Source organism: Nonomuraea sp. NPDC049637, assembly GCF_040675235.1.
In the GTDB taxonomy this organism is placed as follows: domain Bacteria; phylum Actinomycetota; class Actinomycetes; order Streptosporangiales; family Streptosporangiaceae; genus Nonomuraea.
This window is the reverse complement of the sequence record NZ_JBFAOM010000006.1, coordinates 32120-56528: the sequence shown is the minus strand read 5'-3', so window position 1 is coordinate 56528 and position 24409 is coordinate 32120. Positions and strand designations below refer to the sequence as shown.

General features: G+C 72.9%; 25 protein-coding genes and 1 pseudogene. 9 read left to right on the top strand and 17 right to left on the bottom strand.

All coding sequences use genetic code 11. The features are described 5' to 3' along the window. Positions 1-3: 3 nt before the first annotated feature. From AB0J71_RS10620 to AB0J71_RS10610, 3 genes are read right to left on the bottom strand one after another with little or no spacing between them, the layout of a single operon-like run. Positions 4-3210 carry a BTAD domain-containing putative transcriptional regulator gene (locus AB0J71_RS10620; RefSeq protein WP_364413772.1) on the bottom strand — a complete coding sequence of 1069 codons (3207 nt, stop codon included), beginning with the start codon at positions 3208-3210 and terminating at the stop codon, positions 4-6. 33 nt (positions 3211-3243) lie between these two features. Further along, a complete protein-coding gene (locus AB0J71_RS10615; RefSeq protein ID WP_352320978.1) occupies positions 3244-3774 on the bottom strand; it encodes an NlpC/P60 family protein in 531 nt (176 codons plus the stop codon). A gap of 53 nt (positions 3775-3827) precedes the next feature. Next, the gene (locus AB0J71_RS10610) at positions 3828-4838 is read right to left on the bottom strand and encodes a lysozyme (RefSeq protein WP_352320976.1); all 1011 of its coding nucleotides are present in this window, start codon (positions 4836-4838) and stop codon (positions 3828-3830) included. Positions 4839-5089: 251 nt separating this feature from the next. Here AB0J71_RS10610 and AB0J71_RS10605 point away from each other — a divergent pair, with 251 nt between their 5' ends. From AB0J71_RS10605 to AB0J71_RS10595, 3 genes are read left to right on the top strand one after another with little or no spacing between them, the layout of a single operon-like run. Beyond that, a complete protein-coding gene (locus AB0J71_RS10605; RefSeq protein ID WP_352320974.1) occupies positions 5090-6031 on the top strand; it encodes an ATP-binding cassette domain-containing protein in 942 nt (313 codons plus the stop codon). Next, positions 6012-6755: an ABC transporter permease gene (locus tag AB0J71_RS10600; RefSeq protein ID WP_352320972.1), complete on the top strand. Its 744-nt coding sequence runs from the start codon at positions 6012-6014 to the stop codon at positions 6753-6755. The genes AB0J71_RS10605 and AB0J71_RS10600 overlap by 20 nt, the downstream gene beginning before the upstream one ends. 9 nt (positions 6756-6764) lie before the next feature. Next, positions 6765-7271 (top strand): NUDIX hydrolase, encoded by a 507-nt coding sequence (locus AB0J71_RS10595; RefSeq protein WP_352320970.1) that lies wholly within the window; start codon positions 6765-6767, stop codon positions 7269-7271. Here AB0J71_RS10595 and AB0J71_RS10590 read toward each other — a convergent pair. The 3 genes from AB0J71_RS10590 to AB0J71_RS10580 all read right to left on the bottom strand — a co-directional run bounded on the left by AB0J71_RS10590 (position 7268) and on the right by AB0J71_RS10580 (position 9324). Next, complete coding sequence (locus AB0J71_RS10590; protein WP_352320968.1) at positions 7268-7933, bottom strand: flavin reductase family protein; 666 nt, start codon at positions 7931-7933, stop codon at positions 7268-7270. The genes AB0J71_RS10595 and AB0J71_RS10590 overlap by 4 nt on opposite strands. A gap of 67 nt (positions 7934-8000) precedes the next feature. Beyond that, positions 8001-8378 carry a DUF2255 family protein gene (locus tag AB0J71_RS10585; RefSeq protein WP_352320966.1) on the bottom strand — a complete coding sequence of 126 codons (378 nt, stop codon included), beginning with the start codon at positions 8376-8378 and terminating at the stop codon, positions 8001-8003. Positions 8379-8448: 70 nt separating this feature from the next. Then, positions 8449-9324, bottom strand: coding sequence for a LuxR C-terminal-related transcriptional regulator (locus AB0J71_RS10580; protein ID WP_364413770.1), 876 nt, complete (start codon positions 9322-9324; stop codon positions 8449-8451). Between the two features lie 86 nt (positions 9325-9410). On the opposite strand from AB0J71_RS10580, the gene AB0J71_RS10575 reads away from it, so the two are divergent. Continuing rightward, positions 9411-11027 (top strand): AMP-binding protein, encoded by a 1617-nt coding sequence (locus tag AB0J71_RS10575; protein ID WP_352320962.1) that lies wholly within the window; start codon positions 9411-9413, stop codon positions 11025-11027. Positions 11028-11193: 166 nt separating this feature from the next. Beyond that, positions 11194-13689 (top strand): cytochrome c oxidase assembly protein, encoded by a 2496-nt coding sequence (locus tag AB0J71_RS10570; protein WP_364413768.1) that lies wholly within the window; start codon positions 11194-11196, stop codon positions 13687-13689. Here the strand turns inward: AB0J71_RS10570 and AB0J71_RS10565 are convergent. Continuing rightward, entirely contained in the window at positions 13673-14650 is a 978-nt protein-coding gene (locus tag AB0J71_RS10565; protein ID WP_364413766.1) for a YafY family protein, read from the bottom strand. The two genes, AB0J71_RS10570 and AB0J71_RS10565, sit on opposite strands and share 17 nt — an antisense overlap. A 59-nt stretch (positions 14651-14709) precedes the next feature. Here AB0J71_RS10565 and AB0J71_RS10560 point away from each other — a divergent pair, with 59 nt between their 5' ends. Further along, positions 14710-15279, top strand: coding sequence for a DinB family protein (locus AB0J71_RS10560; RefSeq protein ID WP_352320957.1), 570 nt, complete (start codon positions 14710-14712; stop codon positions 15277-15279). Positions 15280-15295: 16 nt separating this feature from the next. On the opposite strand, the gene AB0J71_RS10555 is transcribed toward AB0J71_RS10560, so the two are convergent. Both AB0J71_RS10555 and AB0J71_RS10550 read right to left on the bottom strand, forming a co-directional pair. Beyond that, on the bottom strand, positions 15296-15559 hold the full coding sequence (locus tag AB0J71_RS10555) for a hypothetical protein (protein WP_352320955.1): 264 nt from the start codon (positions 15557-15559) through the stop codon (positions 15296-15298). A 24-nt stretch (positions 15560-15583) separates the two neighbouring features. Continuing rightward, positions 15584-15964 (bottom strand): hypothetical protein, encoded by a 381-nt coding sequence (locus tag AB0J71_RS10550; protein WP_352320953.1) that lies wholly within the window; start codon positions 15962-15964, stop codon positions 15584-15586. Between the two features lie 100 nt (positions 15965-16064). Between AB0J71_RS10550 and AB0J71_RS10545 the strand changes: the two genes are divergently transcribed. The 3 genes from AB0J71_RS10545 (at position 16065) to AB0J71_RS10535 (ending at position 20719) form a co-directional block, all read left to right on the top strand. Beyond that, positions 16065-17462, top strand: a complete 1398-nt coding sequence (locus AB0J71_RS10545) for a glutamate decarboxylase (RefSeq protein WP_364413764.1) — start codon at positions 16065-16067, stop codon at positions 17460-17462. A 177-nt stretch (positions 17463-17639) separates the two neighbouring features. After that, entirely contained in the window at positions 17640-18374 is a 735-nt protein-coding gene (locus tag AB0J71_RS10540) for an ABC transporter ATP-binding protein (protein WP_352320949.1), read from the top strand. Continuing rightward, positions 18371-20719, top strand: a complete 2349-nt coding sequence (locus AB0J71_RS10535) for an FtsX-like permease family protein (protein WP_364414007.1) — start codon at positions 18371-18373, stop codon at positions 20717-20719. Before AB0J71_RS10540 ends, AB0J71_RS10535 begins: the two co-directional genes overlap by 4 nt. Before the next feature lie 58 nt (positions 20720-20777). On the opposite strand, the gene AB0J71_RS10530 is transcribed toward AB0J71_RS10535, so the two are convergent. From AB0J71_RS10530 to gvpJ (AB0J71_RS10495), 8 genes and pseudogenes are all read right to left on the bottom strand, one after another. Further along, on the bottom strand, positions 20778-21089 hold the full coding sequence (locus AB0J71_RS10530) for a gas vesicle protein K (RefSeq protein WP_364413762.1): 312 nt from the start codon (positions 21087-21089) through the stop codon (positions 20778-20780). After that, the gene (locus AB0J71_RS10525) at positions 21073-21312 is read right to left on the bottom strand and encodes a gas vesicle protein (protein WP_357966755.1); all 240 of its coding nucleotides are present in this window, start codon (positions 21310-21312) and stop codon (positions 21073-21075) included. Before AB0J71_RS10525 ends, AB0J71_RS10530 begins: the two co-directional genes overlap by 17 nt. Then, complete coding sequence (locus AB0J71_RS10520; protein ID WP_364413759.1) at positions 21299-22081, bottom strand: GvpL/GvpF family gas vesicle protein; 783 nt, start codon at positions 22079-22081, stop codon at positions 21299-21301. The genes AB0J71_RS10525 and AB0J71_RS10520 overlap by 14 nt, the downstream gene beginning before the upstream one ends. Then, positions 22071-22448 (bottom strand): gas vesicle protein GvpJ, encoded by a 378-nt coding sequence (gvpJ, locus tag AB0J71_RS10515; RefSeq protein ID WP_352321042.1) that lies wholly within the window; start codon positions 22446-22448, stop codon positions 22071-22073. Before gvpJ (AB0J71_RS10515) ends, AB0J71_RS10520 begins: the two co-directional genes overlap by 11 nt. Before the next feature lie 26 nt (positions 22449-22474). Then, positions 22475-22837 carry a gas vesicle protein gene (locus AB0J71_RS10510; protein ID WP_364413757.1) on the bottom strand — a complete coding sequence of 121 codons (363 nt, stop codon included), beginning with the start codon at positions 22835-22837 and terminating at the stop codon, positions 22475-22477. A gap of 44 nt (positions 22838-22881) precedes the next feature. Beyond that, the gene (locus tag AB0J71_RS10505) at positions 22882-23070 is read right to left on the bottom strand and encodes a gas vesicle protein GvpG (protein WP_352320939.1); all 189 of its coding nucleotides are present in this window, start codon (positions 23068-23070) and stop codon (positions 22882-22884) included. 80 nt (positions 23071-23150) lie between these two features. Continuing rightward, on the bottom strand, positions 23151-23963 hold the full coding sequence (locus AB0J71_RS10500) for a GvpL/GvpF family gas vesicle protein (RefSeq protein WP_364413755.1): 813 nt from the start codon (positions 23961-23963) through the stop codon (positions 23151-23153). Positions 23964-24177: 214 nt separating this feature from the next. Continuing rightward, positions 24178-24384: pseudogene (gene gvpJ, locus AB0J71_RS10495) on the bottom strand (gas vesicle protein GvpJ); the annotation flags it as partial. Between the last annotated feature and the right edge of the window lie 25 nt (positions 24385-24409).

The window sequence follows — 24409 nt, the reverse complement described above, 5'->3', positions numbered from 1 at the left end:
CGCTCAGCGGCGCGCCCGGCGGCGGGCCGCCCGCGCCCAGTGCGGCGAGCCGACGCGCTCGGCGACCTGCAGAGCCTGCGCGTAGTGGCCGTCGGCCGGCAGCCCGAGCAGCTCGGCCAGGTCGCCGAGCACCAGGGCGACCGGCCCGAGCGTGACCGACCCGCTGCTCATCCCGGCCAGCTCGTCCGCCCACGGCAGCAGGACGCGGTAGGAGCGTGCGGCCACCTCGCGGTCCTCCAGGGCGACGGCGGTCTGGCCGCGCAGCGCCTGCCACATCAGCCAGTAGTAGTTGCGCGGCAACCACGACTCGGGCCGCCACACCCGCCGGGCCGCGTCGAGCTCGCCCGCGGCCGCCAGCGCCCCGGCGTAGATCTCGTGCACGGTGTTGCTGTTCACGCGTTCCCGGATGGCGGCCAGCTCGTCCAGGGAGTCGCGGACGTTGCCGCGGGCCATCCGGACGGCGAACCTGCCCAGAGCGCCCATGGCCCGCGCGTTGACGCCGCCGCGCTCGGCCATCTGCTCGGTGAGCCCGGTGTAGACGGCCTCCGCCTCGTCGAACTCGCCCTCGACCAGCTTCCGCAGCGCGCCGAACAGCGCCAGGATGGCCAGCGACATGCCGAGCTGGCCGCTGGTGGACACCGCCACGCCGCTGTCGGCGTGCCGCCTGGCCGCCTCCAGGTCGGTGCGTCCGAGCGCGGCCATGAGCAGCGCGCAGTGGCCCAGCGTGAGGTAGCCGACGAGCCGGTGGGTGCGGCCCAGCTCCAGCAGCTCGGCGCCGACGGCCTCCAGCTCGTCCCGCCGTTCCGGGCTGAGCACGGCGAAGTAGCGCGCGTTGAGCGCCAGGCAGAGCAGGTCGGGACGGCCGAGGCGGCGGGCCAGGGCCAGGGCCTCGGCGCCGGCGGCGTCCACGCGGTCGTCGTCGTGCCCCTCCAGCTCGAACACGAGCGCGGCCAGCAGGCGGCAGCGCGTCTCGTCGTCGGGACCGGCGGCCAGCTCGCGCTCCACGGCCTCCATGAAGTCCCTGTTGTAGAGGGAGTCCACCTGGATCGTCCAGACCACGGGGGCCTCGTAGGAGGTCAGCGCGCGGGCGAGCGCGCCGTGCGGGGCGGCCAGCTCGACGGCCTGCGCCCTGGCGGCCAGCGCGCCCAGCACGTCGCCCGCGTGGCCCAGCGCCGACACCAGTCCGCACAACAGGTCGAGCCGGGTCGCGTCGTCGGCGGCGAACTCCAGCGCGGCGCGCCACAGCGCCGCCGCCTCGCGGTGCGCGTGCAGGCCGGACGCCTGGACGGCCGCCGCCCTGGCGTACCGCACGGCGTCCGGCGCGGCGGCCTCCAGCGCGTGGTGCGCCAGGGCCGCCACGTCGTTCGGCCGCAGCCGCTCCAGCACCGACACCACGCGCCCGTGCAGCCGGGTCCGGCGGATCCGCGCGGTGTCCTCGTACAGCGCCTGCCTGACCAGGACGTGCGTGAACCTGACGCGGCCGGGCCCCGGCTCGGTCAGCAGGCCGGTCATGACGCCGGCCTCCAGGCCGTCGAAGACGGTGTCCTCGTCGCCGTCGTGCAGCGCGATCAGCACGTCCACGTCGGCGTCCCTGCCGACGACGGCGGCGTTGCGCAGCACGGTCTGGGCGGTCGCGGGCAGACGGGTGATGCGGCGGCGGATCAGGTCGCGCACGCCGGGCGGCAGCGCCTCGGCGGCCTGCGGCCCCTCGGAGGCCAGCAGGCGGGCGATCTCGCAGACGAACAGCGGGTTGCCGAGCGTGCGCTCCAGGACCGTGCGGACGGTGGCGGGGTCGAGGCCGGCGCGCTGGGAGTGGCGTTCGAGCAGCGTGGCGACGGCGGCCTCGTCGAGCCCCGCCAGCTCGACGTGCCTGCTGCCGGTGGCGAGCGCGGCCAGGGTGGCGGACAGGTCCTCGGTGGTCTCGGCTGGGCGGTAGGTGGCGACGACCAGGATCCGGGCGGCGTGGTCCAGGTGCCGCAGCAGGTGCAGGGTCTCGCCGTCGGCCCGGTGGACGTCTTCGAGCACCACGAGCAGCGGCGCGCAGCCCGCCAGGTAGCCGGCCACCGCCCTGGCGAGCTGGAATTGGTTCTGGATGGCGACGCCGTCGTTCAGGAGGGGGGCCAGGCGGGCCGCGTCGGCGGCGGCGGGCGGCCGTACGGCGGCGAGCTGCCGGACGATCTCGCTCCACGCCCAGGCGGGCGGCGCGTCACCGTCGATCTCCGGGCAGCGTCCGAACGCGACCCGCCACCCGCGCTCGGCCAGCTCGGCCGCGAACGCCTCGGCCAGCGCGCTCTTGCCCGCGCCCGGCTCGCCGCCCAGCCAGACCGTGCGCCTGAGCGGCCGCACGGCCTCCTCCCGCAGCGCGGCCAGCTCGCGGGCCCGGCCCACGATCGAGGGCTCCTGCGCGGCCACGGGCCGTTCCTGGACGTGTTCGACGACCTCGGGCGCGTGCAGGGACTCGGATTGGCGGAGGATGTCCTGTTCGAGCGCGCGCAGGGCCGGGCCGGGATCGACGCCGAGCTCCTCGGCCAGGTTCTCGCGGGCCTGGCGCAGCACGGCCAGCGCCTCGGCCTGGCTGCCGGACCGGTAGAGGGCCAGGGCCAGCAGGCGGACGGCGTTCTCGCGCAGGGGATGGGCGTCGGCGTGCCCGCGCAGCTCCGGCACGGCCTCGGCGTGGCGGCCCATCAGCAGCGCGGCCTCGGCGCGGTACTCGACGGCGACGAGCCTGAGCTCGGCCATCCTGGCCGCCTCGGGCGCGGCCCACTCCTCGGTGAACTCGGCGTAGGCGGCCCCCGTCCACAGGCCGAGCGCCTGGTCGAGCAGGTCGTGGGCGACGGTGCCCGCGCCCCGCTTGAGCGCCGCGCCGGCCGCGTCGATGAGGCCGGGCAGCCGCCAGGCGTCCACGGCCTCGTCGGGCAGGCAGAGCCGGTAGCCGGGCGGGGCGCTGACGATCACTCCGGCGGGGGCGCGCGGCGGCCGGTCGGGTTCGAGGACGCGGCGCAGGTTCGAGACGTAGACCTGGAGCGCGGCCAGTGCCTTGGGCGGCGGCTGTCCCTGCCACAGGTCCTCGATGAACCGGTCGGTCGAGACGACCTGGCCGTCGGCGGCGACCAGACGGGCGAGCACGGCGCGCTGCCTGGCGGAGCCGAGGTCGAGCCGGCGGCCGTCCAGGGTGGCGTGGAGCGGTCCAAGGAGGTGTAACTGGAGCATGGCACCCTTTTTCCGTACCGGTAGCGCCCGCTTTCAGTACCGGTAGAAGCCTGCGAAGTCCGATCTTCGCCCGATATCGTCAATGCGCACCGAAGCCCCCGTCTCGGGCGCGTTCATCATCTTCCCACGACCCAGATAGATGCCCACATGATGCGTCTTGATCTTATTTTTCGTGATTTTTCCGAAGAAGACTAAATCGCCCGGCAGGCCCCGCTCAACGGGCCGCATCCTGCGTACGTGGTCGTCGGTGTTGCCGGGGCCGAGCACGTCCCTTCCGTTGGCCAGGGCGTACACCCAGCGGGCCAGGCCGGAGCAGTCGAGGCCGCGGGTGCGCGCGGCCGGGCAGGGCTTGATTCGGCCGCTGTAGCCCAGGCAGGTGCCCTTCGTGGGGCCGGGCCGCTCACCGTGGCCGCCGCCCCACGAGTACGTGATGTCGTACCGCTCGATCTCGTACGCGATGCGCACGATCCTGGACGGCACGAACGTCGACAACGGCATGGACGCCGTGCCGGCCAGCAGGACGACCAGCGCGGTCACCGCCAGGCCCAGCCGCCGCCACGCCACCCGTTTCTCCCTTAAGCCGAGATCCCGGGTTTTATCCTACCTATCGCGATATTTCAGCTTTCGAGGTTAAGTGTGACCGTTCCTACCTTGACGACCATCCCGACCCGGCCCTTCGCCTTCGGGCTGGTGGTGAAGGTGAAGGCGGCCTTCTGGCCCCGCTCCAGCTTGCCGACCACGCAGCGCACCGCCGTGCCGCTGAACTTGCAACCGGGGGCCTTGACCACCTTCTGCCCGCCGTACGCGCGCCCGGAGACCACGATGTTCTCGACGGGGTGCGGGCCGGTGTTCGCGATCGTGACCCGGTAGAGCTTCCTGCCCTTGACCAGCCCGGAGACCGACACCCGGGCGGGCGGGTTGGCCAGCGACCGCAGCTGGGACTCCGAGCCGTTGAAGGAGTTCTGGCCGCCGGCCAGCGAGCCCTTCTCCGCCGACTGCCAGAACGTGTGCCGCTTCCAGCTCTTCGGCAGCTCGCCGGGGTCGCTCCCCCAGCGGGCCAGCCAGAGCGGGTTGGCCTTGAACGCGCCGGAGTTGCCCGTGCAGGTCTGCCACCAGCTCGTGGTGGTGTAGATGATCGCGTCCCGGCCGGTCTGCTGCCGGTACTTCTTGGTGAAGTCCTTGATCCAGGTGACCATGTCCTCGGCGGACAGGTCGTAACAGTTGTTCTTGCCGTTCTTGTCCTTGTACGGATTGTCCTCGATATCGAGCACACCGGGCAGCGTTTGACCGTCGCTGGTCCAGTTTCCGCCGTTCTGAAGGAAATAGTCGGCCTGCGCTGTCCCGTCGGATTCATGCGGTTGCGCAAAGTGATAGGCGCCGCGCACGAGCCCGGCCGTCGCGGCCCCGCCGAACTGCGCGTCGAACCGTGGGTTGCGGTAGTTCGTGCCCTCGGTGGCCTGCACGAACGCGAACCTGCCGCCGCCGGAGGCCACGCTCGCCCAGTCCACGTCGCCCGTCCAGTTGCTGACGTCGACACCGGGAACGCCGTCGGCCGCCTCGGCGACCCCCGTCATGCCGACAGCGGCAATTACCGCAATTAACCACAAGCGTTTCACGCCCGAGATCATCGCGGAGCCACCACTCACGCCGCAAGCACGGAAATATCACGCCTCTTCGCAGAAAAGCGCGAAACCCCATGTCGAGGCCCAGAAATCCGCCTTGCGCGACCGCCTCTCCGGACGTCGTTTCCGCAGGTCAGAGCCTTATATGAACGTCACATTCGCGTTTGCCAAATCGATACCACCCGGCTCAGACTGAATTGATCCCCGAAAGGGCCCCTGACCAGGGGCTTCTTCGCCATGCCCAGGAGGCACCACCCATGATCCACACCCGGGGCCTCACCCGAGTGTTCACCATGAAGAAGGAGACCGTCGAAGCCGTCCGCGGCATCGACCTCGACGTCGAACCCGGCCGGCTCGTCGCCTTCCTCGGCCCCAACGGCGCCGGCAAGTCCACCACCCTCCGTCTGCTCACGACCCTGCTCCCGCCCACCTCCGGCACCGCCGTCGTCGCCGGCCACGACGTGACCCGCGACCCGGCCGGCGTGCGCTCCCGCATCGGCTACGTCGGCCAGAAGAACAGCGCGGGCGAGAGCTTCCGCGTCCGGGACGAGCTCGTCACGCAGGGCCGCTGCTACGGCCTGACCGTCTCCGAGGCCGTCGCGCGGGCCGGCGAGCTGATGCGCCTGCTCGACCTGGAAGACCTGGCGGCCCGCAGGCCGGGCACGCTCTCCGGCGGCCAGCGCCGCCGCCTGGACATCGCGCTCGGCCTCATCCACCGCCCCGACCTGCTCTTCCTCGACGAGCCCTCGACCGGCCTCGACCCGAAGAGCCGCGCCGACATCTGGCGGCACATCCTGCGCCTGCGCGAGGCGTACGGCACCACGATCTTCCTCACCACCCATTACCTGGAGGAGGCCGACAACATGGCCGAACGGGTGATGATCATCGACAACGGCTCGATCATCGCCGACGGCACGGCCGAGCAGCTCAAGAACGACCTGGCCGGCGACACCGTCACGGTCACCACCGACACCGCCCAGGACGCCGCCAGGGCCGCCGAGCTGACCGGCGGCAGCGCCGAGGGCGTCACCGTGCGCGTGCGGGTGGCGAACGCGCCCGCCGCGCTCCCCGGCTGCCTGCGGGCGCTCGACGCCGCCGGGATCAAGGTGACCGCCGCCGAGACCGCGCGCCCGACCCTTGACGACGTGTTCCTCACCCTCACCGGGAGAAGCCTCACCGATGACGACCTTCCTGCGTGACACCGCCACCGTCTTCACCCGCGAGTTCCGGCCGGTCCTGCGCGAGCCGGTCGCGCTGCTGTTCGAGATGGGCCAGCCGCTGCTGTTCCTGTTCCTGTTCGGCGCGCTGCTGGACGGCGCGGTCGGCTCGTCGTGGCAGTGGTTCGTGCCGGGCATCCTGGTCATGATGTGCCTGACCGGGCCGATGTCGGCCGGTTACACGCTGCTGGTCGAGCTGATCGGCGGCTCGCTGGAACGCATGCTGGTCACGCCGCTGAACCGGACGGCGATGCTGGTGGGCCGGGCGATGAAGGCGATGGTCGTGCTGCTGGCCCAGGCCGTGCTGATCATCGTGCTGGCCGTCCCGCTGGGGTTCGAGCTGTATCCGGCGGGCGTCCTGGCGGGGCTGGCGCAGCTCACCGTGTTCGGGGTGGGGCTGGGGGCGTTCTCGTTCGTCCTGGCCATCCGGTCGGCGCCCGGCGGGACGCTGTTCTACGTCGTCAGCCAGTCGATCCTGTTCCCGCTGCTGCTGCTGTCGGGCGTGCTGCTGCCCCTGGACACCGCGCCCGGGTGGCTGCGCGCCGTCGGCGCGGCGAACCCGGTCACGTACATCGTCGAAGGCCAGCGCGCGCTGTTCTCCGGCGACCTCGGCGCCCCCTCCGTCCTGTACGGCACCGCGTCGGCCTGCCTGGTCGCCGCGATCGGCCTGTACCTGGGCAACCGGGCCATGCGCAAGGGCGTGTGAAATGGCGGCATGACCCGTGTGATGGCCTCCGGCACCGTGCCCTGGATCCCCGTCGAGCACCGCCTGGACGTGATCCTCTCCCCGGACCTCCCGCCCGCCGACGGCACGACCTCGGCGTTCGCGTTCGTCACCGACAGCCTCGGCAGGACCCTGCTCACCTGCGTCGACCGGCCCGGACGCGGCTGGGACGTGCCGGGCGGCCACCTGGAGGCCGGTGAGAGCGCCGCCGAGGCCGCGGTCCGGGAGCTCCAGGAGGAGACCGGCCTGCTCCTGGAGCCGCCCGCCCTGTCGGTGTTCGCGTGGCAGCGCATCGAGTTGCTGCGCCCGGCGCCCGCCGGTTACCGCTACGCGCCGCTGACGTACATGGTGATGTTCCGGGCGCGGCTGGCGGCGCCCGGCGCCGCGACGGCGCCGCCGGCCGGGTCGGAGAGCACCGGCGCGGAGTGGCTGCCCCGGGAGCGGATCATGGAGCTGTGCGCCCACCGCACCTGGCTGCCGCTGCTGGAGCGGCTCTAGAGGGTGCGCGCGCGTTCGAGGTCGGCGCTGCGGTAGTGCCGCTCCGGGATGCTCGCCAGCGTGGACGGGTGCACCTGCGGGCCCAGGCCGTACAGCTTCTGGAAGCTCATGATGAGCGGACGCCAGGCGTCGGGGTCGATGTGGTCGTCGGTGCCCTTCATCCGGATGTCCTCGTGCACCCAGACCCGCTGCACCCGCACCTCGAACGCGAGCACCCCGCCGTCGCCGACCGGGTGCGTCTCCTCCACCACGACCTCCATCGCGACCGGGCACTCGGCCACCCGGGGCGCGGCCACCGTCTCCGACGCGACGGCGGTCAGCCCGGCCCGCTGGAACTTGTCCGGCACGAACCGGTAGCCGCGCTGGTGCTTCCGCTCGGGTACCGGGTCGCTCCCGGTGGTCAGGGCCAGCCGGTCCACCTGCGGGGCGAGGGCGTCGGAAGGCAGGTTGAGCACGCCTTCGCCGGTCCGCACCAGGTTCTGGCACGTCTTCGACCTGGCCCCGAGCCCCAGCATGCCGCGCCAGCCCAGCCAGAAGGCCGACGACATGGGGGCGAGGTTGGGGCTGCCGTCCTCGTTCACGGTGGAGATCAGGACGACGGGGGTGCCGAAGTAGAGGATGTTGGGTTCAATGCGGACGTGCTGATCCACGACAGTGTTCATGCGTCCCACTGTCGCCGCCGGTGAGGGCCGGGCGCTGGCGGCCTTCGGACCTCTCGTTGCCCGCCGGTCAGGAGCGCGGCACGAGCCTGATCGTGGCGGCCCGCGCCTGCGCGCTGACCACCGAGTCCACGATGCTCTCCGGGTAGTGGCGGTACTTGGCCCGGTACGCGGCGTCGATCCGGTCGTTCAGCTCCTGGTCGGCGTCGGCGAACGTGACGCCCTTGTCGACGCCTCCGGCCTGGATCCGGCCGCGTCCGCGTTCCTGGGCGCCGCGGAACCAGGTGCCGTCCCGCCCGTTCACGGCCCGGACGTACAGGTCGTCGCCGAGGCGCACGACCCAGATCGTCACCGGGCGGCGCAGTTCGCCGTCGCCGCGCAGGGACGCGATCTGCAGCTCCTCGGCGTCGGCGATCCGGTCGAGTTCGTCGTTCGTCCAAGCAGTCATGGTGGGGGCCTACCCGGAACCGGTCGGCGCCGCCGGTGGCCATCGTCCGTAGTTGGTAAATCCGCCGGTGTCAGGGCAGGTAGCCGGCGCGTCTGGCCGAGACCACGCTCTCCATGCGGGTGTGGGTGCCGAGCTTGCGCATCGCGCTGCGCAGGTAGCTCTTGACCGTCTCCGGCTTCAGGTCGAGCCGCCGGCCGACCTCGGCGTTGCCGCAGCCGACCGCGACCAGGGAGAGCACGTCGAGCTCCCGCGGCGAGAGCGGGCTGGCCGGGACGGGCCCGCCGTTCGGCGAGGTCAGTCGGTCGCAGACGCCCTGCAGCCGCTCGCGCAGGACCGGGTCGGCGACCTCCTGGGCGATCGAGCGCAGCTCGGCGTGCGCCTCGCGCAGTTGTTCCCATTCGGGGCCGGTGGGCCGTTCGCGGGCGGCGCCGGTGATCGCGGCCGTCTCCAGCGCGGCCACCCGCCGCTCCACCTCCGCGCGGACGGCCAGCTCGACGCCGAGCCGGGCGGCGATCTGGTGCATGCCGTCGAGGACGCGGGTGCCGAGCGGCAGCGGCTCGCGGACGCCGCCGTAGAGCAGCCCGTAGACCGTCTCGCCCACCACGACGGGGACGGCCGCGATCGCCCGCAGGCCCTCGGCCGCCACCGGCCTGTCGTATTCGTGGCTGATGCGGGAGTCGGTGACGTAGTCCTCGACGCTGCCCGGCCGGGCGGTGACCAGCACCCGGCCGCCCAGGCCGCTGCCGGTGTGGATGGCGAGCCCGCGCAGCACGTCCGTGCGGACCCCCGTCAGCTCGGTGAGCCGCACGGCGCCGCCCGGGGCCGAGACCGCGCCGCCGAACAGGACGGGCAGCCCGACGACGTGCCGCATCCGGGTGAGGGCGGCCCGCAGGAGCACGGCGGCCTGCGGGGCCAGGGCACTCGACGGAAGATGTGTCACCGCCATGTCCCCAGCATGGCACGCGGCCGGCGTCCCGCGGCTACCCCTGAACGGGGGTAGCGTGCCTGACCGCCCTGGCGGATGCTTCGGGCATGGGTGACTCACTGCTCTCCTACGCGTCCGGCGTCTCCGCGCTCCCCCTGCTGGGCGAGACGATCGGGGAGAACCTGGAACGCGCCGCGGCCCGGTACGCCGGCCGCGAGGCGCTGGTCGAGATGGCGAGCGGGCGGCGCTGGACGTACGCCGAGTTCGACGCCGCGGTGAACGAGGTGGCGCTCGGGCTGCTGGCCAGGGGCATCGCCAAGGGCGACCGGGTCGGCATCTGGGCCCCCAACTGCGCCGAATGGGTGCTGACGCAGTACGCCACCGCCAAGATCGGCGCGATCCTGGTCAACATCAACCCGGCCTACCGCGCCCACGAGCTGGACTACGTGGTCCGCCAGTCGGGCATGCGGCTGCTGGTCAGCGCCGTCGAGCACAAGACGAGCGACTACCGCGCGATGCTCGCCGAGATCGGCTTCACGCAGGTGGTGTTCATCGGCGAGCCCGGCTGGGACGAACTGGTCGAGAGCGGCCGCCGCGCCGACCCCGCCGCGCTGCGCGCACGGGCGGCCACGCTGTCCTTCGACGACCCGATCAACATCCAGTACACCTCGGGCACGACCGGCTTCCCCAAGGGCGCGACGCTGTCGCACCACAACATCCTCAACAACGGCTACTTCGTCGGCGAGGGCGTCGGCTACACCGAGGACGACCGGGTCTGCCTGCCGGTGCCGCTCTACCACTGCTTCGGCATGGTCATGGGCAACCTGGGCGCGACCTCGCACGGCGCCTGCGTGGTGCTGCCGGCGCCCGGCTTCGACGCCGAGGCCACGCTGCGGGCCGTGGAGGCCGAGCGGTGCACCTCCCTGTACGGCGTGCCGACGATGTTCATCGCCGAGCTGGGCCATCCGCGCTTCGCCGACTTCGACCTGTCGTCGCTGCGCACCGGCATCATGGCGGGCTCGCCGTGCCCGGTCGAGGTGATGAAGCGGGTGATCGGCGAGATGCACATGAACGAGGTGGCGATCTGCTACGGCATGACCGAGACGTCCCCCGTGTCGACGATGACCCGCCGCGACGACGGGCTGGTCCGGCGCACCGAGACGGTCGGCCAGGTGATGCCGCACCTGGAGGTGAAGATCGTGCACCCGGAGACCGGGCTCGCGGTGCCCCGGGGCGAGCCGGGCGAGCTGTGCACCCGCGGCTACTCGGTGATGCTCGGCTACTGGAACGAGCCGGACAAGACGGCCGAGTCGATCGACGAGGCCCGCTGGATGCACACCGGCGACCTGGCCACCATGGACGCCGAGGGCTACGTCAACATCGTCGGCCGGATCAAGGACATGGTCATCCGCGGCGGCGAGAACGTCTATCCGCGCGAGGTCGAGGAGTACCTCTACACGCATCCCGACATCGCCGACGTCCAGGTGATCGGCGTGCCGGACGAGAAGTACGGCGAGGAGCTGATGGCCTGGATCGTCATGCGCCCGGGCGCCGAGCCGCTGACCGCCGAGGCGATCAGGAACTTCTGCGCCGGCCGCCTGGCCCACTACAAGGTCCCCCGTTACGTGCACCTGGTGAACGGGTTCCCGATGACGGTCACGGGCAAGATCCGCAAGGTGGAGATGCGCGAGCAGGCCGTCACCCTTCTGGGGCTCCACCCCTGACCCGCTGAACCGCGGGCGGCGGGGGCGCGTATCTCCGCGTATGCGCTCGAAGCAGACCTCGCTCGCGCCTGGCCCGGCCTGGGACCCCGTGGGAGCATGTGGGGGTCGCGCCCGCCCCGGGCGGCGCGGCCTGGTTCCTGGCCTCCGACGACGTGGCGGGTCGGCTATGAGAGCTTCTGCCCGGACCTACGCCGTGTTCGCGGTCGGCGTGGGCGTCCTGGTGCTGGTCGCGGTGCTGCGCTCCGGCGGCGGCGCCGGCACGGTGGAGGTCTTCGGGCTGCCCACCGCCGGTCCGGTCACCGACTGGGGGCTGCCGCTGGCCCGCCTCGCCCTCGACCTGTGCGCGGTGGCGTGCGTGGGGACGTTGCTGGCGGCGTCCGTGCTGGCCCCGGCCGGCTCGCCGGAGTCGGCGCGGTGCCTGCGCGCGGCGGGCTGGTGGGCGCTGGGATGGGCGGTCGCCGCCCTGGCCGGTTACGTGTTCACCCTGTCCAGCTTCATCCCGATGCCGGTGCAGAACCTGCTCGCCGAGCCCGGCATGCTCGACTTCGGCACCTCCCTCCCGCAGACGCAGGCGCTGCTGGTGGTGCTGGTCACGACGTTCGCGGTGGCGGTGGCCATGCTCGTGCGCCGGCTGCCCGCCTGGGCGCCGCTGGCCGTGGCGGCGTTCGGGCTGCTGCCGCCCGCCTACGTGGGCCATGCCGCCTCGGCGGCCGACCACGACCTCGCCGTGTCCGCGCTGATGGCCCACCTGCTGGGGGTGTCGGTGTGGGTGGGCGGCCTGGCCGCGGTGCTGCTGCACTTCCGGCGCTCGGCCGACCTGCGGGTCGTGCTGCCCCGGTTCAGCACGATCGCGCTGTGCTGCTTCGCCGCCGTGGCGCTCTCCGGCGCGGTCAGCGCCTGGGTGCGGCTCGACGCCCTGTCCGACCTGTGGCTGAGCCGGTACGGCCTGCTGCTGCTGGCCAAGGTCGCCGCCCTGGGGGTGCTGGCGTGGTTCGGCCGGCGGCACCGTCTGCGTACCGTGGCCGGGGTGGCCGACCGGGGGGTGCGGCGCACGTTCGTCCGGCTGGCCGCGGGCGAGGTGACCGTGATGGTGGCGGCGACCGGGCTGGCCGTCGGCCTGTCGCGCACCCCGCCGCCGCCCGGCGCCGGCGGTGGCGGGCACGACCATCCCGTCCTGGAGTACGCGCTCGCGCCCTTCTCGCCCGGCGCGCTCCTCAGCGAGGTGCGCCTGGACCCGCTCGTCCTGCTGCTGCTGGCGTTGCCCGCCGCCGGCTACCTGGCCGGTCTGCGCCGGGTGCCCGGCTGGCCGGTCCTGCGCACGCTGTCCTGGCACGCCGGGCTGGCCGTGGCCGCGGTCGCGCTGTTCGGCGGCGTGGGCGGGTACGCGCGGGCGATGTCGTCGGCGCAGGCCGTGCAGCACGTCGTGCTCGCCGTCGTCGCGCCGCTGCTCCTGTGCGCGGGCGCGCCGCTCACCCTGGCCGCGCGGGCCACCGGTCCCGGCTCCCAGTACGGCCCGCTCGCCGACCGCGTCCCCGGGCGGCGTCTCACCCGTCCCGCGCTGGTGACGGCCGCCGTCCCGGTGCTGCTCCTGCTGCTGTACGGCACGCCGTGGCTGCCCTGGTCGCTCGCCGGGTACGCGCCCCACCTGGTCACCATGGCCGTGTCCGCCGGGGCCGGCCTGCTGGTCTCCTGGGTGGTGCTCGACCTCGACCCGCTGCCCAGGCCGTTCCCGTGGGCCGCGCGGGTCCGGCTGCTGGCGGTGGCCGCCGTCGCGTACCTGGGGCTGGGGACGTACCTGCTGGTGGGCCCGGCCGTCGCGGCCGAGTGGTTCGCCCTGGCGGCCCCGCCCGGGGTGCCCGACCCGCTGGCCGACCAGCGCGCGGCCGGGGCGGTGTTCCTGCTGGCGCCGCTGGCCGCCTACGCGTTCCCGGCCGTACGCCTGGCCCTGCGGCGGCAGGCCGCCCGCGCGCGGCGCCCCCGGTCCGCCCTACACTCATCCCCTATGGACGATCTCCCGGTCTACGACGTTGTCCTGTTGCCGCCGCCCGACGTCAACGCCGAGGCCGTGCGCCTGAGCCGGCGTTGCGCGGAGGCCACCGCGACCGAGTTCGTCCTGCGCGAGGACGGCCTCTATCCGCACATCTCGCTCTACATGGCGAATTTCACCCCCGACCAGCTCGAAAAGGCCGTCGCGTTGCTGCGAGACCTCAGCAGCCGCACCTCCGCGACGCTCCTGGAAGGCGAGTCCTTCGCCGCCAACGAGCACGGCATGGTCGAGCTGTTCTTCCGGAAGACGGACGCGATCACCCGGCTCCAGGAGGACGTCGTCGCCGCGCTCAACCCGTTGCGCACGGGCCTGCGCCACCGCGACCCGGTCGGCCGCGTGCTGGCCGACCACCGGCTCACCGCGCCGCCCACCGCCCGCGCCAACCTCGACCTCTACGGCTACGACGAGATCGGCGACCTGTTCCGCCCGCACATCACCCTCACCCGGCTCCAGCAGCGGGACCACCCGCTCGACCTGGGCCTCCTCGCCGCTCCGTCCGCCTTCACCGCCACCTACCAGGCCCTCGCGCTGTGCGTGATGGGCGAGCACGGCACCTGCACCGAGATCGTCGAGACCTTCACCCTCGACACCGCCCCCGTCACCCCGACGGCCTGACCGTCCCGGCCGAGGCCAGCCTGCGGGCCAGCTCCCGGCAGCGTTCCACCAGATCGGGCGGGTCGAGCACCTCGAAGTCGTGGCCCAGCGCGACCACGTGCATGAGCAGGTAGTCGAGGCTGCCCGCGCCGCTGACCAGCTCGCACCGGTCGCTCCCCCGCTCCCGTACGACGGCCGCCGACGCCGGGACCTGCGCGCGTACCGCGGCGGCCGGGGCGTGCAGGAGGAAGCGCGCCTGGTGCGGGTAGGCCCGGCTCGCCACGCCCTCCTGCACGTACGCCGCCGCGTCCGGCGCCGGCCGCGGCCGGAACCGGAAGGTGCGCGCCGCCACCCCGGCCATCCGGTCCACCCGGAAGCTGCGCCAGTCGTCCCGGTCGAGGTCGTAGGCGAGCAGGTACCAGCGCCGCTCGGCGGTCACCAGCCGGTACGGCTCCACCCGCCGCCGCCCCACCCGCCCCCCTGACGGGTAGTCGAAGCCGGCCTCGACCTCGTCCCGGCACGCCCTGGCCAGCGTCATCAGCACCTCGGGATCGACCGGCGCACGCCCCCCGCCGAACGACTCCACCGCCCCGGACAGCGCGCGCACCTCGTGCCGCAGCCGGGTGGGCAGCACGGTGTCGAGCTTGGCCAGCGCCCGGATCGCGGCGTCGCCGGCGCCCGCGACCGCGCTGTCCGCCCCGGCCAGCAGCGACACGGCAGTGGCGATGGCCTCCTCGTCGTCGAGCAGCAGCGGCGGCAGGTCCTGGCCGGGTCCGAGCCGGTAGCCGCCGCCGATGCCCTGGCCGGCGTGCACCTGGTAGCCGAGCGCGCGCAGCCGTTCCACGTCACGGCGGACCGTGCGCGACGTGACGCCGAGCCGTCCGGCCAGCTCGGGGCCGGTCCAGACCTGCCGCTGCTGCAACAGGCCGAGCAGGGTCAGCACCCGCTCGGTCGTGCCCCGCTCCGCGCCCGCCTCGTCCATGCCGCCACCCTGCCAGAAAGCGGACCGATCCTGTCCGCCCGGCGGGTGATCGTGTCTCCATGGACGCACACACACTCGACTGGAACCGCACGTTGCGCGGGCAGTGGGAGTTCCACTGGGACCACCAGCTCCGGGCCCGGCTCGACGGCCTGACCGACGAGGAGTACTTCTGGTCACCGGTGCCGGACGCCTGGAGCGTACGGCCGCGCGGCACCTCCACGGCGCCCGTGCAGGCCGGCGCGGGCGGCCACACGATCGACTTCGCCTTCCCCCAGCCGGTGCCGCCGCCCTTCACCACGATCGCCTGGCGGCTCGGCCACGTCATCGTCGGCGTGCTGGCTGTCCGCAACGCCCTGCACTTCGGGGCGCCTCCGGCCTCGTACGAGACCTGGGAGTACGCCGGCGGCGCGGCCGCGGCGCTCGACCAGCTCGACACGCAGGCCGAGCGGTGGCTGGCGGGCGTGCGGGACCTCGGCGAGGCCGGCCTGCGAGCCCCCATGGGCGACGGGGAGCCCTTCCCTGAGGCCCCGATGGCCGACCTGGTCCTGCACGTCAACCGCGAGCTCATCCATCATCTGTCGGAGGTCTGCCTGCTGCGCGACCTCCACCTCCACGCCCACCGCCCCTGACCCCAGACGTCGTTTCCTACCCTCTCTGCCTCAGGGGGCGCCGAACCAGGTGGACAGCGCCTCGCGGCAGCGCGGGCGCGGCCGGTTCGTCCGGGCCGGCCGCCCAGGCGACGTGCGCGTCCGGACGGATCAGCAGCACGTCGGCCGGGCGCTGGTCGGTCTTGGCCGTGCGCACGTCGACCCGGTCCCGCAGGGCGTGCATCGGCGGGTCGGTCAGCCGGGTGAGATCCAGGCGCACCCCGTCATAAGCCCCGATCGGGCCGCCCAGACCATGCCGCACGCCGCCATGCCCTCGAAAGTCGCCCTAGCCGCTCACCCAAGGCACGACGACCACCTGATCGTCGTCTTCGTAGATGATCCTTCCGGGATCCGCCGATTCGAGGCGTACACACTCCACATCGTGCGCCGCGAGGATCGCCAGATACCCCGGCACCCGCTCGACGAGCCGACCGGCCGACGCCTTGAACCACGCCGCCGCCGCCGGGTTGACGTCACGCCGGTAGACGTCGGGATCCACGGTCGTCGGGTCGGTGAAGTTGGCCTCGTACCAGGCGTTGTTCTCGCGCCTGAAGGCCTCCTCCTCATCCGAGAGGAGACCCTGTTCGGCGAGGTTGTTGACCAGCCCGAACACGCCCGGGTACGTCCCGCGGCCGTTCGGGGTGGGGCTCTGGAACCGCACGAACACCGGCGCTCCTCGCTCTCGGTAAAACAGGCGTTGACTGACAGTAAAAACTTGCCTACTGTGAGTGCTCGACATCACAGAACTCATCGAGAAGGTGAAGCTCATGCTCAGACGAGTCGAATCCGACCGGTGGCAGGAAGCGCTCGATGTCAACCCCCTCTACAACGGGCTGGTGCCCGAGGGCGGCGTGCCCCGCTTCAAGATGCCGGCTGGCCCGATGAACCCCACCGCGGCCCAGGCTCTCATCCGTGACGAGCTCCTTCTCGACGGCAACGCCCGGCTCAACCTTGCCACGTTCTGCACCACCTGGATGGAGCCGCAGGCCCGCGAGCTCATCGCCGAGACCCTCGACCGCAACATCGTCGACCACGACCAGTACCCCCAGACGGCCGACATCGAGGCGCGCTGCGTCAACATGCTCGACCACCTCTGGAACGATCCAAACGGCGTCAGCGTCGGCTGTTCCACGGGCGGCTCCAGCGAGGCGGCCATGCTCGGCGCGCTGGCGATGAAGTTCCAGTGGCGCGAGCGGCGCCGGGCGGCCGGGCTGCCCGTCGACCGGCCCAACCTCGTGATGGGCACCGCCGTCCACACCTGCTGGCCGAAGTTCTGCCAGTACTGGGACGTCGAGCCGCGCTGGGTCCCGATCGAGGAGCCGGCCTACACGCTGTCGGCCTCCCGGCTCAGGGAGTTCTGCGACGAGAACACCATCGGCGTCGTCGGCGTGCTCGGCTCCACGCAGTGCGGCAAGTACGACCCGATCGAGCAGATGTCGGCCGAGCTCGACCGGCTGGAGGCCGAGCGCGGCCTGAAGATCCCGCTGCACGTCGACGCGGCCGTGGGCGGTTTCATCACCCCGTTCCTGGAGCCCGACCGGGTGTGGGACTTCCGGCTTCCCCGGGTGCAGTCGATCAACACCTCGGGGCACAAGTTCGGCCTGGTGTACCCGGGCGTCGGCTGGATCGTCTGGCAGGAGCCCGACGCGCTGCCCGAAGACCTGGTGCTCTCCTGCGACCTGCTCGGCGGCAACATCGACACCTTCACGCTCAACTTCTCCCGCTCCGGCGCGCCGGTCGTCGCCCAGTACTACAACTTCCTGCGGCTCGGCTTCGACGGCTACCGCGCCGTCCAGCAGACCTGCCGCGACGTGGCGACCTACCTCGGCGACGAGATCGCCAAGCTGCCCGAGCTCTCGCTCATCGCCGACGGCTCGGAACTGCCGGTGCTCGCCGTCCGGACCGCGCCGGGCTTCGACGGCTTCACCGTCTTCGACCTGGCCGAACGGCTGAAGATGCACGGCTGGCAGGCCCCGACGTACTACCTGCCGCCCAGTCTGGAGCACATCGCCGTCATCCGCTTCGTCATCCGCAACGGCTTCAGCCAGGACATCGCGGCCAAGCTGCTGGCGAACCTGCGTACCGAGGTCGAGTACCTGCGTGACAACCGGGTCCCGCGGCCGCGGACGTCCGCCGAGCAGCCGGGAGTGCCGACCGGCAGATGAGCCGGCGGTCCCGCTGAAGGGCGATCCCCAGGACGACCTGGGGGTCGCCCTTCTCGTTGGCAGCCGCCCATGCCGCGCAGGGGATATGTGGTCAGATGTCCGGATCATGAGGACGTCATGAGCGATCGGTGATCGCGTCTCTGGTCCGCGTACGCGCAGGCCAGCAGGCTTGTAGCCATGACGGACGTGGTGCGGTTGGACGCCGTGAGCAAGGTGTACGGCAAGGGCCAGGGCGCGGTGGCGGCCCTGCGTGAGGTGTCGGTGGGCATCCCGCAAGGGTCGTTCACCGCGGTGATGGGCCCCTCGGGGTCGGGCAAGAGCACGTTCCTGCACTGCGCGGCCGGGCTGGACGTGCCGTCGTCCGGCTCGGTGCGGCTCGGCGGCACGGAACTGTCGGGCATGGACGAGACCGGCCTGACCGAGCTGCGCAGGCAGCGGATCGGGTTCGTGTTCCAGGCGTTCAACCTGATCCCGGCGCTGGACGTCGTCGAGAACATCACACTCCCCCTCCGCCTGGCCAAGGCCCGCGTGGACCGCGACTGGCTGGCGGAGATCCTGCGCCGGGTCGGCCTGGAGGGCCGGACCGGGCACCGGCCGGCGCAGCTCTCGGGCGGCCAGCAGCAGCGGGTGGCCATCGCCAGGGCGCTGGTCACCAGGCCGGAGGTGGTGTTCGGCGACGAGCCGACGGGCGCCCTGGACACGATGACCGCCCGCGACGTGCTGCGGCTGCTGCGCGAAGTGGTGGACGGCCTGGGCCAGACGGTGGTGATGGTGACGCACGACCCGGTGGCCGCCTCGTACGCCGACACCGTGCTGTTCCTGGCCGACGGCCGGATCGTGGACGCGATGACCGCGCCGACCGCCGACAAGGTGGCCGAGCGCATGACCAGGCTGGGAGCGTGGACACGATGATCACCTTGGCGTCGAGGATGTTGCGGCACAGGAAGGCCGCGTTCGCCGGCGCGTTCCTCGCGCTGCTGTGCGCCGCCGCCCTGGTGTGCGCGTGCCTGATGTTGCTGGAGACCGGCCTGCGCGGCGGCGTCGCCCCCGAGCGGTACGCCGGCGCCCCCGCGATCGTGGCCGCCGACCAGTACGTGCGCCAGACCGTCGACAAGGGCGACGGCGAGACGAAGACCAAGGCCAAGCCCCTGACGGAACGCGCCTGGCTGCCCGAGTCCGTCGTGGCGGCGATCCGGGCCGGCAAGGTGGTCCCCGAGGTGACGTTCCCCTTCGGCGGCTTCACCGGCCACGGCTGGGAGTCGGCCGCGCTCACCCCGTTCACCATCGCCAAGGGACGCGAGCCGAGATCGGCGGGCGAGGTCGTCGTCGACGCGCGCGCCGGCCTGGACGTGGGCGCCGAGCTGCGCGGACACCGCGTGGTGGGCGTCACCGCGCAGGCGCTGCCGAGCCAGGACACCGTGTTCTTCAGCACCGCCGAGGCCCGCCGCCTGGCCGGTCACCCGGGCAGGGTGAGCGCGGTCGGCGTGTTCCCCGGCCTGGACCGGGCCCCCGAGGGCGCGGTGGTCTACACGGGGGACGAGCGCGGCAGGCTGGAGTTCCTGGACGCCGAGCAGGCCCGCGTCAAACTGATCAGCATGGGCGGCGCGCTGGCCGGCACGTCGCTGCTGGTCGCGATCCTGGTCGTGGTGGGCACGTTCGCGCTGTCCATCCAGCAGCGGCAGCGCGAGCTGGCCCTGCTGCGCGCCGTGGCGGCCACCCCCCGGCAGGTGCGCAAGCTGGTGGGCGGCGAGGCGCTGCTGGTCGCCGGGGTGGCCGGGGTGCTGGGCGCGGCGGCGGGCATCGGCGTCGGGTTCTGGCTGCACGCCCAGTTCGTCGCGCTCGGGACGGTCCCCGCGAACCTCGGCCTGGTGGTCAGCCCGTTCCCGCCGCTGGCCGCGCTGCTGGCCACGGTCGGCGCCGCCTGGGTGGCGGCCCGCGTGTCGGCCCGCCGGCTGACCAGGATCCGGCCGGTGGAGGCGCTGGGCGAGGCGGTCCTGGACAGCGGCAGGGTGGCCCGGTGGCGGCTGGTGGCCGGGCCGGTCGCCCTGGCCGGCGCGGTGACGCTGACGGTGGTCCTGTCGAACCTGCGTACCGAGGCGGCGGCCACGCCCGTGACGATGCTGACCGCGCTGGTCTGGACGATCGCGCTGACGCTGCTCGGCCCGGTGGTCGCGCGGGTGGCCGCGGCGGTGTTGTCGGTCCCGCTGCGGGCCTCGCGGGTGGGCGGCTTCCTGGCCGCGCGCAACCTGCGCGCCAACTCGGGGTCGCTGGCCTCGGTGTTGTCGCCGCTGACCCTGATGATCGCGATGACCTGCACGATCCTCTTCGTCCAGACCACGATGGGCCACGCCGCGCAGGAGCAGGCCGACGCGGGCACCCGCGCCGAGTACGTCGTGACCGGCGTCTCCGCCGCCGAGGCGGCCAGGGTTCCCGGCGTCGAGGCCGTCAGCCGGGTGCTGCGCACGACCGTCCGTTCCGGGCTGGACAAGTACGGCGCGCAGGCGGTCACCTACGACGACCGCACGATGGACCTGGGCATCGTCGCCGGCTCGATGAAGGACGCCGGCTCGATGAAGGACGCCGGCTCCATGAAGGACGTGGCCGTCAGCTCGACCGCCGCCGAGCGGCTGGGCGTCGGCGTGGGCGACCCGCTGAAGCTGACGCTGGGCGACGGCACCCCCGCGACCGTGACGGTCAGCGCGGTGTACACCCGCGGGCTCGGCTTCGGCGACCTGACCTTGCCGTACGACCTGGTGGCCGGCCACGTGGACGACCCCGCGGCGTCCCTGCTGGTCAAGGCGCCCGGGTTGACCATGGACGCGCTGGCCGGGGCGCTGCCCGGGGCGTCGGTGCTGGACCGGGCGCGGGCCGCCGAGGTGAGCGCGTCGAACCCGCAGGCCACGTTCGTGGCGCTGGGCCTGATCATCGCCTTCACCGCGATCGCCGTGGTCAACACGCTGGCCATGGCCACCTCGGCCCGCTCGGGTGAGATGCGCGCGCTGCGCCTGGCCGGCACGACGCGCCGGCAGGTGCTGCTCATGCTGCGGCTGGAGACGCTGGGCGCGGTGGCCACCGCCGTCGTGCTCGGCACCGGGGCGGCGCTGGTGACGCTGGCCGCGTTCGGGGCGGGCATGACCGGGTCGGCGGTGCCGTACGTGCCGGTGGGGACGTACGCGGCGGTGGTCGGGGCGGCGGCCGTGCTGGCTCTGGCGGCCACCGCCCTGCCCGCCCGGCTCACGATGCGCTCGGCCGCATGAACGAACGGCCCGCGTGAACGAACGGGCCGCGTGAACTGACGGACCGCGTAGCGAGGGGTCAGTCCGCCGGGAGCAGGGTGCCGAGGGGGCCGAGGTCGAGGTTGAGATCGGCGGGCGTCAGCCCGAACCGGTCGCACAACTCGGCCATGGCCTCCTCCAGCCGCATGAGGGTCAGCCCCACCGCCTCCAGCTGCTCCCCGGTCAGGTCGCCGTTGTCCATCCGCCGGACGCACTGGCGCTCCACCAGCTGGCGGATCAGCTCGACCAGCGTCAGCACGAGGCGGCTCAGGTCGTGCTGCACCGAGTCGGCGTCCGTCTCCAGCCGCCACTCGCCGGGCCTGGCCGCCTGCCGGTCAGTCGGGCTCGTCATGTCGCATCCCTCCCTCGACCGCGTCGCCCTCGCGCACGCTGACCAGCAGGGCCCTCAGGGAGATCCGTACCAGGTCGATGCCGGAGATGGACAGCACGAGGTCGCCGGTCACCACCGCCCCGCCCGCCAGCAGGCGGTCCAGCAGGTCGACGAGCGCCACCCGCTGCTCGGGCAGGCGGCCCTGGGCGGCGAGCCGGCCTCCTCTCGGCTCAGGAGGCGTCACCGCGGGCCGCCTCACCGTCCTGGTCGAGGGCGGCGAAGGAGTAGGGCGCCCACGGGCCGACGAGTTCCACGGCGACTTCTCGCCCGGCGACGTCCTCGACCGCCTGCGCGAACTCGGCGGCACGTTCGTCGTCCACCAGGTAGGCGCCGTTGAGGACCATCTGCTCCCGCCGTCCGGACAGCTGCGGGTCCTGGGCCCGGTGGCATCTGCCGACGACGGCGATGTCCATCAGCGCCTCGTGCACGGCACGGGCGTGCTCGGCGGCCCGGCGCCAGTCGGCCTCCCGGCTGCGCAGGGCGGCCCGGCGGCGGTTCAGGTAGGCCGCCCCCGGGCTCGCGCCCTGCTGGTCGGTCACGGGCTCCTCCCGTCCGGGAACGGCGTACGCCTTGACGCCCCACTCCCGCCGGCCGGCCACCCGCGCCAGCACCGCGGCGAACTGTTCGTGCCGCTCGTCGAGAAGCTCCCGAACCTGCGCCTCTCCCGTGTAGACGGTGACCAGCCGCACCGGCGCCGTGGGCCTGAGGGCGGCGACGGCCTCCACCACCCGGTGGTGGCTGCGCGCGGTCTCCTCCAGCCAGGCGAGGTCCTCCATCGAGCGGCGCAGCGCCTCCTCGCCGAACTCCGCCAGCGAGACCGTGCTGAAGAACGCGGCCAGCCCCCGGTGCGCCAGTTGGCGCACGGGCGCCCCCGCCACCCCCGCCACATCGCCTGGTCCCTCGCCCTCGTCGCGGGTGACCGCGTAGAGGTAGACGCCCTGGTCAGTGGCCACGCTCGACCACCTCAGGCACGTGGCCGGGCGCATGCCCGGTCGTGGCGCCGCCTTCCACCACCCGGGCGGACACCATCTCCTCAAGGGCCGCGAGACGGCGGCGCAGCTTGCGGTTCTCCTTCGCCAGCTCCTGGGTGTCGCCGGTGAGCCACGGGTCGTGCTCCCACCAGTCGATGCCCATCTCGCGGGCCGTGTCGACCGAGGCGATGAGCAGACGCAGCTTGATCGTCAGCAGCTCGATGTCGAGCAGGTTCACCTGGATGTCGCCGGCGATCACCACACCCCGGTCGAGCACCCGTTCCAGGATGTCGCCGAGGTTGGCCGACTCGCGGCCGCCGGAGGCCGGCTGGTACGACGCCCCGGGCACGTACGGGCTCGGCCGTACGTTCGCGCTCACCGCGAGCCCTCGGCGAGGTCGCCGCTGCCCCGCTTGTAACGGCGCACCCGCCGGTAGGACAGCAGGCCGCCCGCCATGTCGAGCTCGAGCTCGTACAGGGCCAGGGTGTCACCGGAGGACGGGATCCGGCGGTCCTCCACCAGCTCCACGCCGACCAGCCAGCCGTCCTCGGCCGGCTCGACCCGCGTGACGCTCTCGGCCTCCTTGCCGGTCAGCTCGGTCATCATCCGCAACCCGACCCCGGCCACCTCGGCGGCCGGCATGTCCGCCGGACGCGCAGGAGGCGGCCCCTCGCCGCCGGTTTCCGCACGCCTTGTCCCCGGCACGCGCTTCTGTTCGGTCTCCTGCCTGGCAGGCACCACATCACCCCCGTACTCCCCTGGTGCGGCCCCCCGCTAGCGCCTCACCAGCCGACCATCCCCCGCAAGATCTCCTCCACCGCCCGGTCCTCCTCCTCCGCGGAGATCCGGCCGTCGGCCCTGGCCTGCTCCACCTCCTCCAGGCGGCGCCGGACCACGGCCGGGTCGTGCAGCTCGCGCTCGACCTGGTCGCGCATGAGCTCGCCGAGCTTGACGACCGCGTAGAGCGGCATGAGTGGCCAGCCAAAAAGCAACGTCCCCAGTCCCAAGGGTGTTCACTCCTCCCAGGAGCCCGCGTCCGTGGCCGGCGCGGTCAGCTCGTGCCGACGAAGTCGTACGGCGCCATCGGCCCGAGCAGCCGCAGCTCGACCCGTCCCGACCAGCGGCGGGCCAGCTCGTCCACCGCCTGTTCGAACTCCTCCCGCCGGTCGTGCGCCACCAGCGCGGCGACGTGCGCGGCGTCGCGTTCGTGGGAGGGCTCGCGCACGGCCAGCTGTTCGCACAGGTCGGAGAGCTCGTCCACCACCGTCGCGGTGTCGGCCTCGCGCTTGTCCGCGATGGTGCCCTCGATGATCTCGCCGAGCCGCATGCGCTCGTTGCGCGTCGCGTCCTCCGAGCGGCCGGCGATCTGCTGCCGGAGGCTCGCGGCCTCGCCGTTCTCCCGCAGGATCTCGCTCAGGATCGCGCGCTCGTCGTACCGGCCGTTGACGACGTACTGCGTCCGGCCCTCCACCTCCTGAAGGGCGTCGGCGAACTGGTCGTGGTACGGCTTCAGCAGCTCCTCCACCACGGCCTCGGAGTCCGTCAGCACCGCCCCGAACCGGAACGGCAGCACCGGCACCTCCGCCGCGGTCTGGTCGAGCAGCCGCTGGTGCGTCTGGAGGTCGCGCGGGCGGCCGAGCGGGCGGTCCGGCTCGACGTCGCTCACCAGAGCGGCGATCTGGCCGAACGACACCAGCCGCACCTCCCCGCCGGGGTCCCCCACCCCCTCGGTCCCGGGTTCCACCTCGACGTCCATCGGTACGATCCCGTACACGTAGGACGCGTAGCCGTTCATGCTCGCCTGCGACGTGTCCTCGGACCCGGCGGCCTCCGCGGCCTCCGCGGCCTCTCTGCGTGGCGACATCTCAGCCATCCTCTCTACGACGTGCCCGGCGCGGCTCTTCCTCGCGGTCCACGACCTCCCCCGTGAGCTCCTGCAACTCGTCGGGCTCGTCGGAGGCGGGCTCCAGTTCCCCGGCGTCAGGCTGGCTCGCCTGGCCGACGGCCCTGGCCGCCGTCACGCCCTCGACGACCTCCGGCAGGCCCTTCTCGGTGGCCGACAGGTCGAGGCGGTTGGCCGCCTCCGCGAAGCGCAGGTACGTGTCCACGCTGGCCACGACGATCCTGGTGTCGATCGTCAGCACCTCGATGCCGACGAGCGAGACCCGGACGAAGGCGTCGATGACGAGGCCCTTGTCGAGGATGGTGTCGATGACGTCCGCCAGACTTGTCCCCGCGGTGCCGCTGCTGGCCGGTGTACCGCGACCGGCAGGCTGAACGGTCATGTCGTTCCCCCTGGTTCTGGGTGGC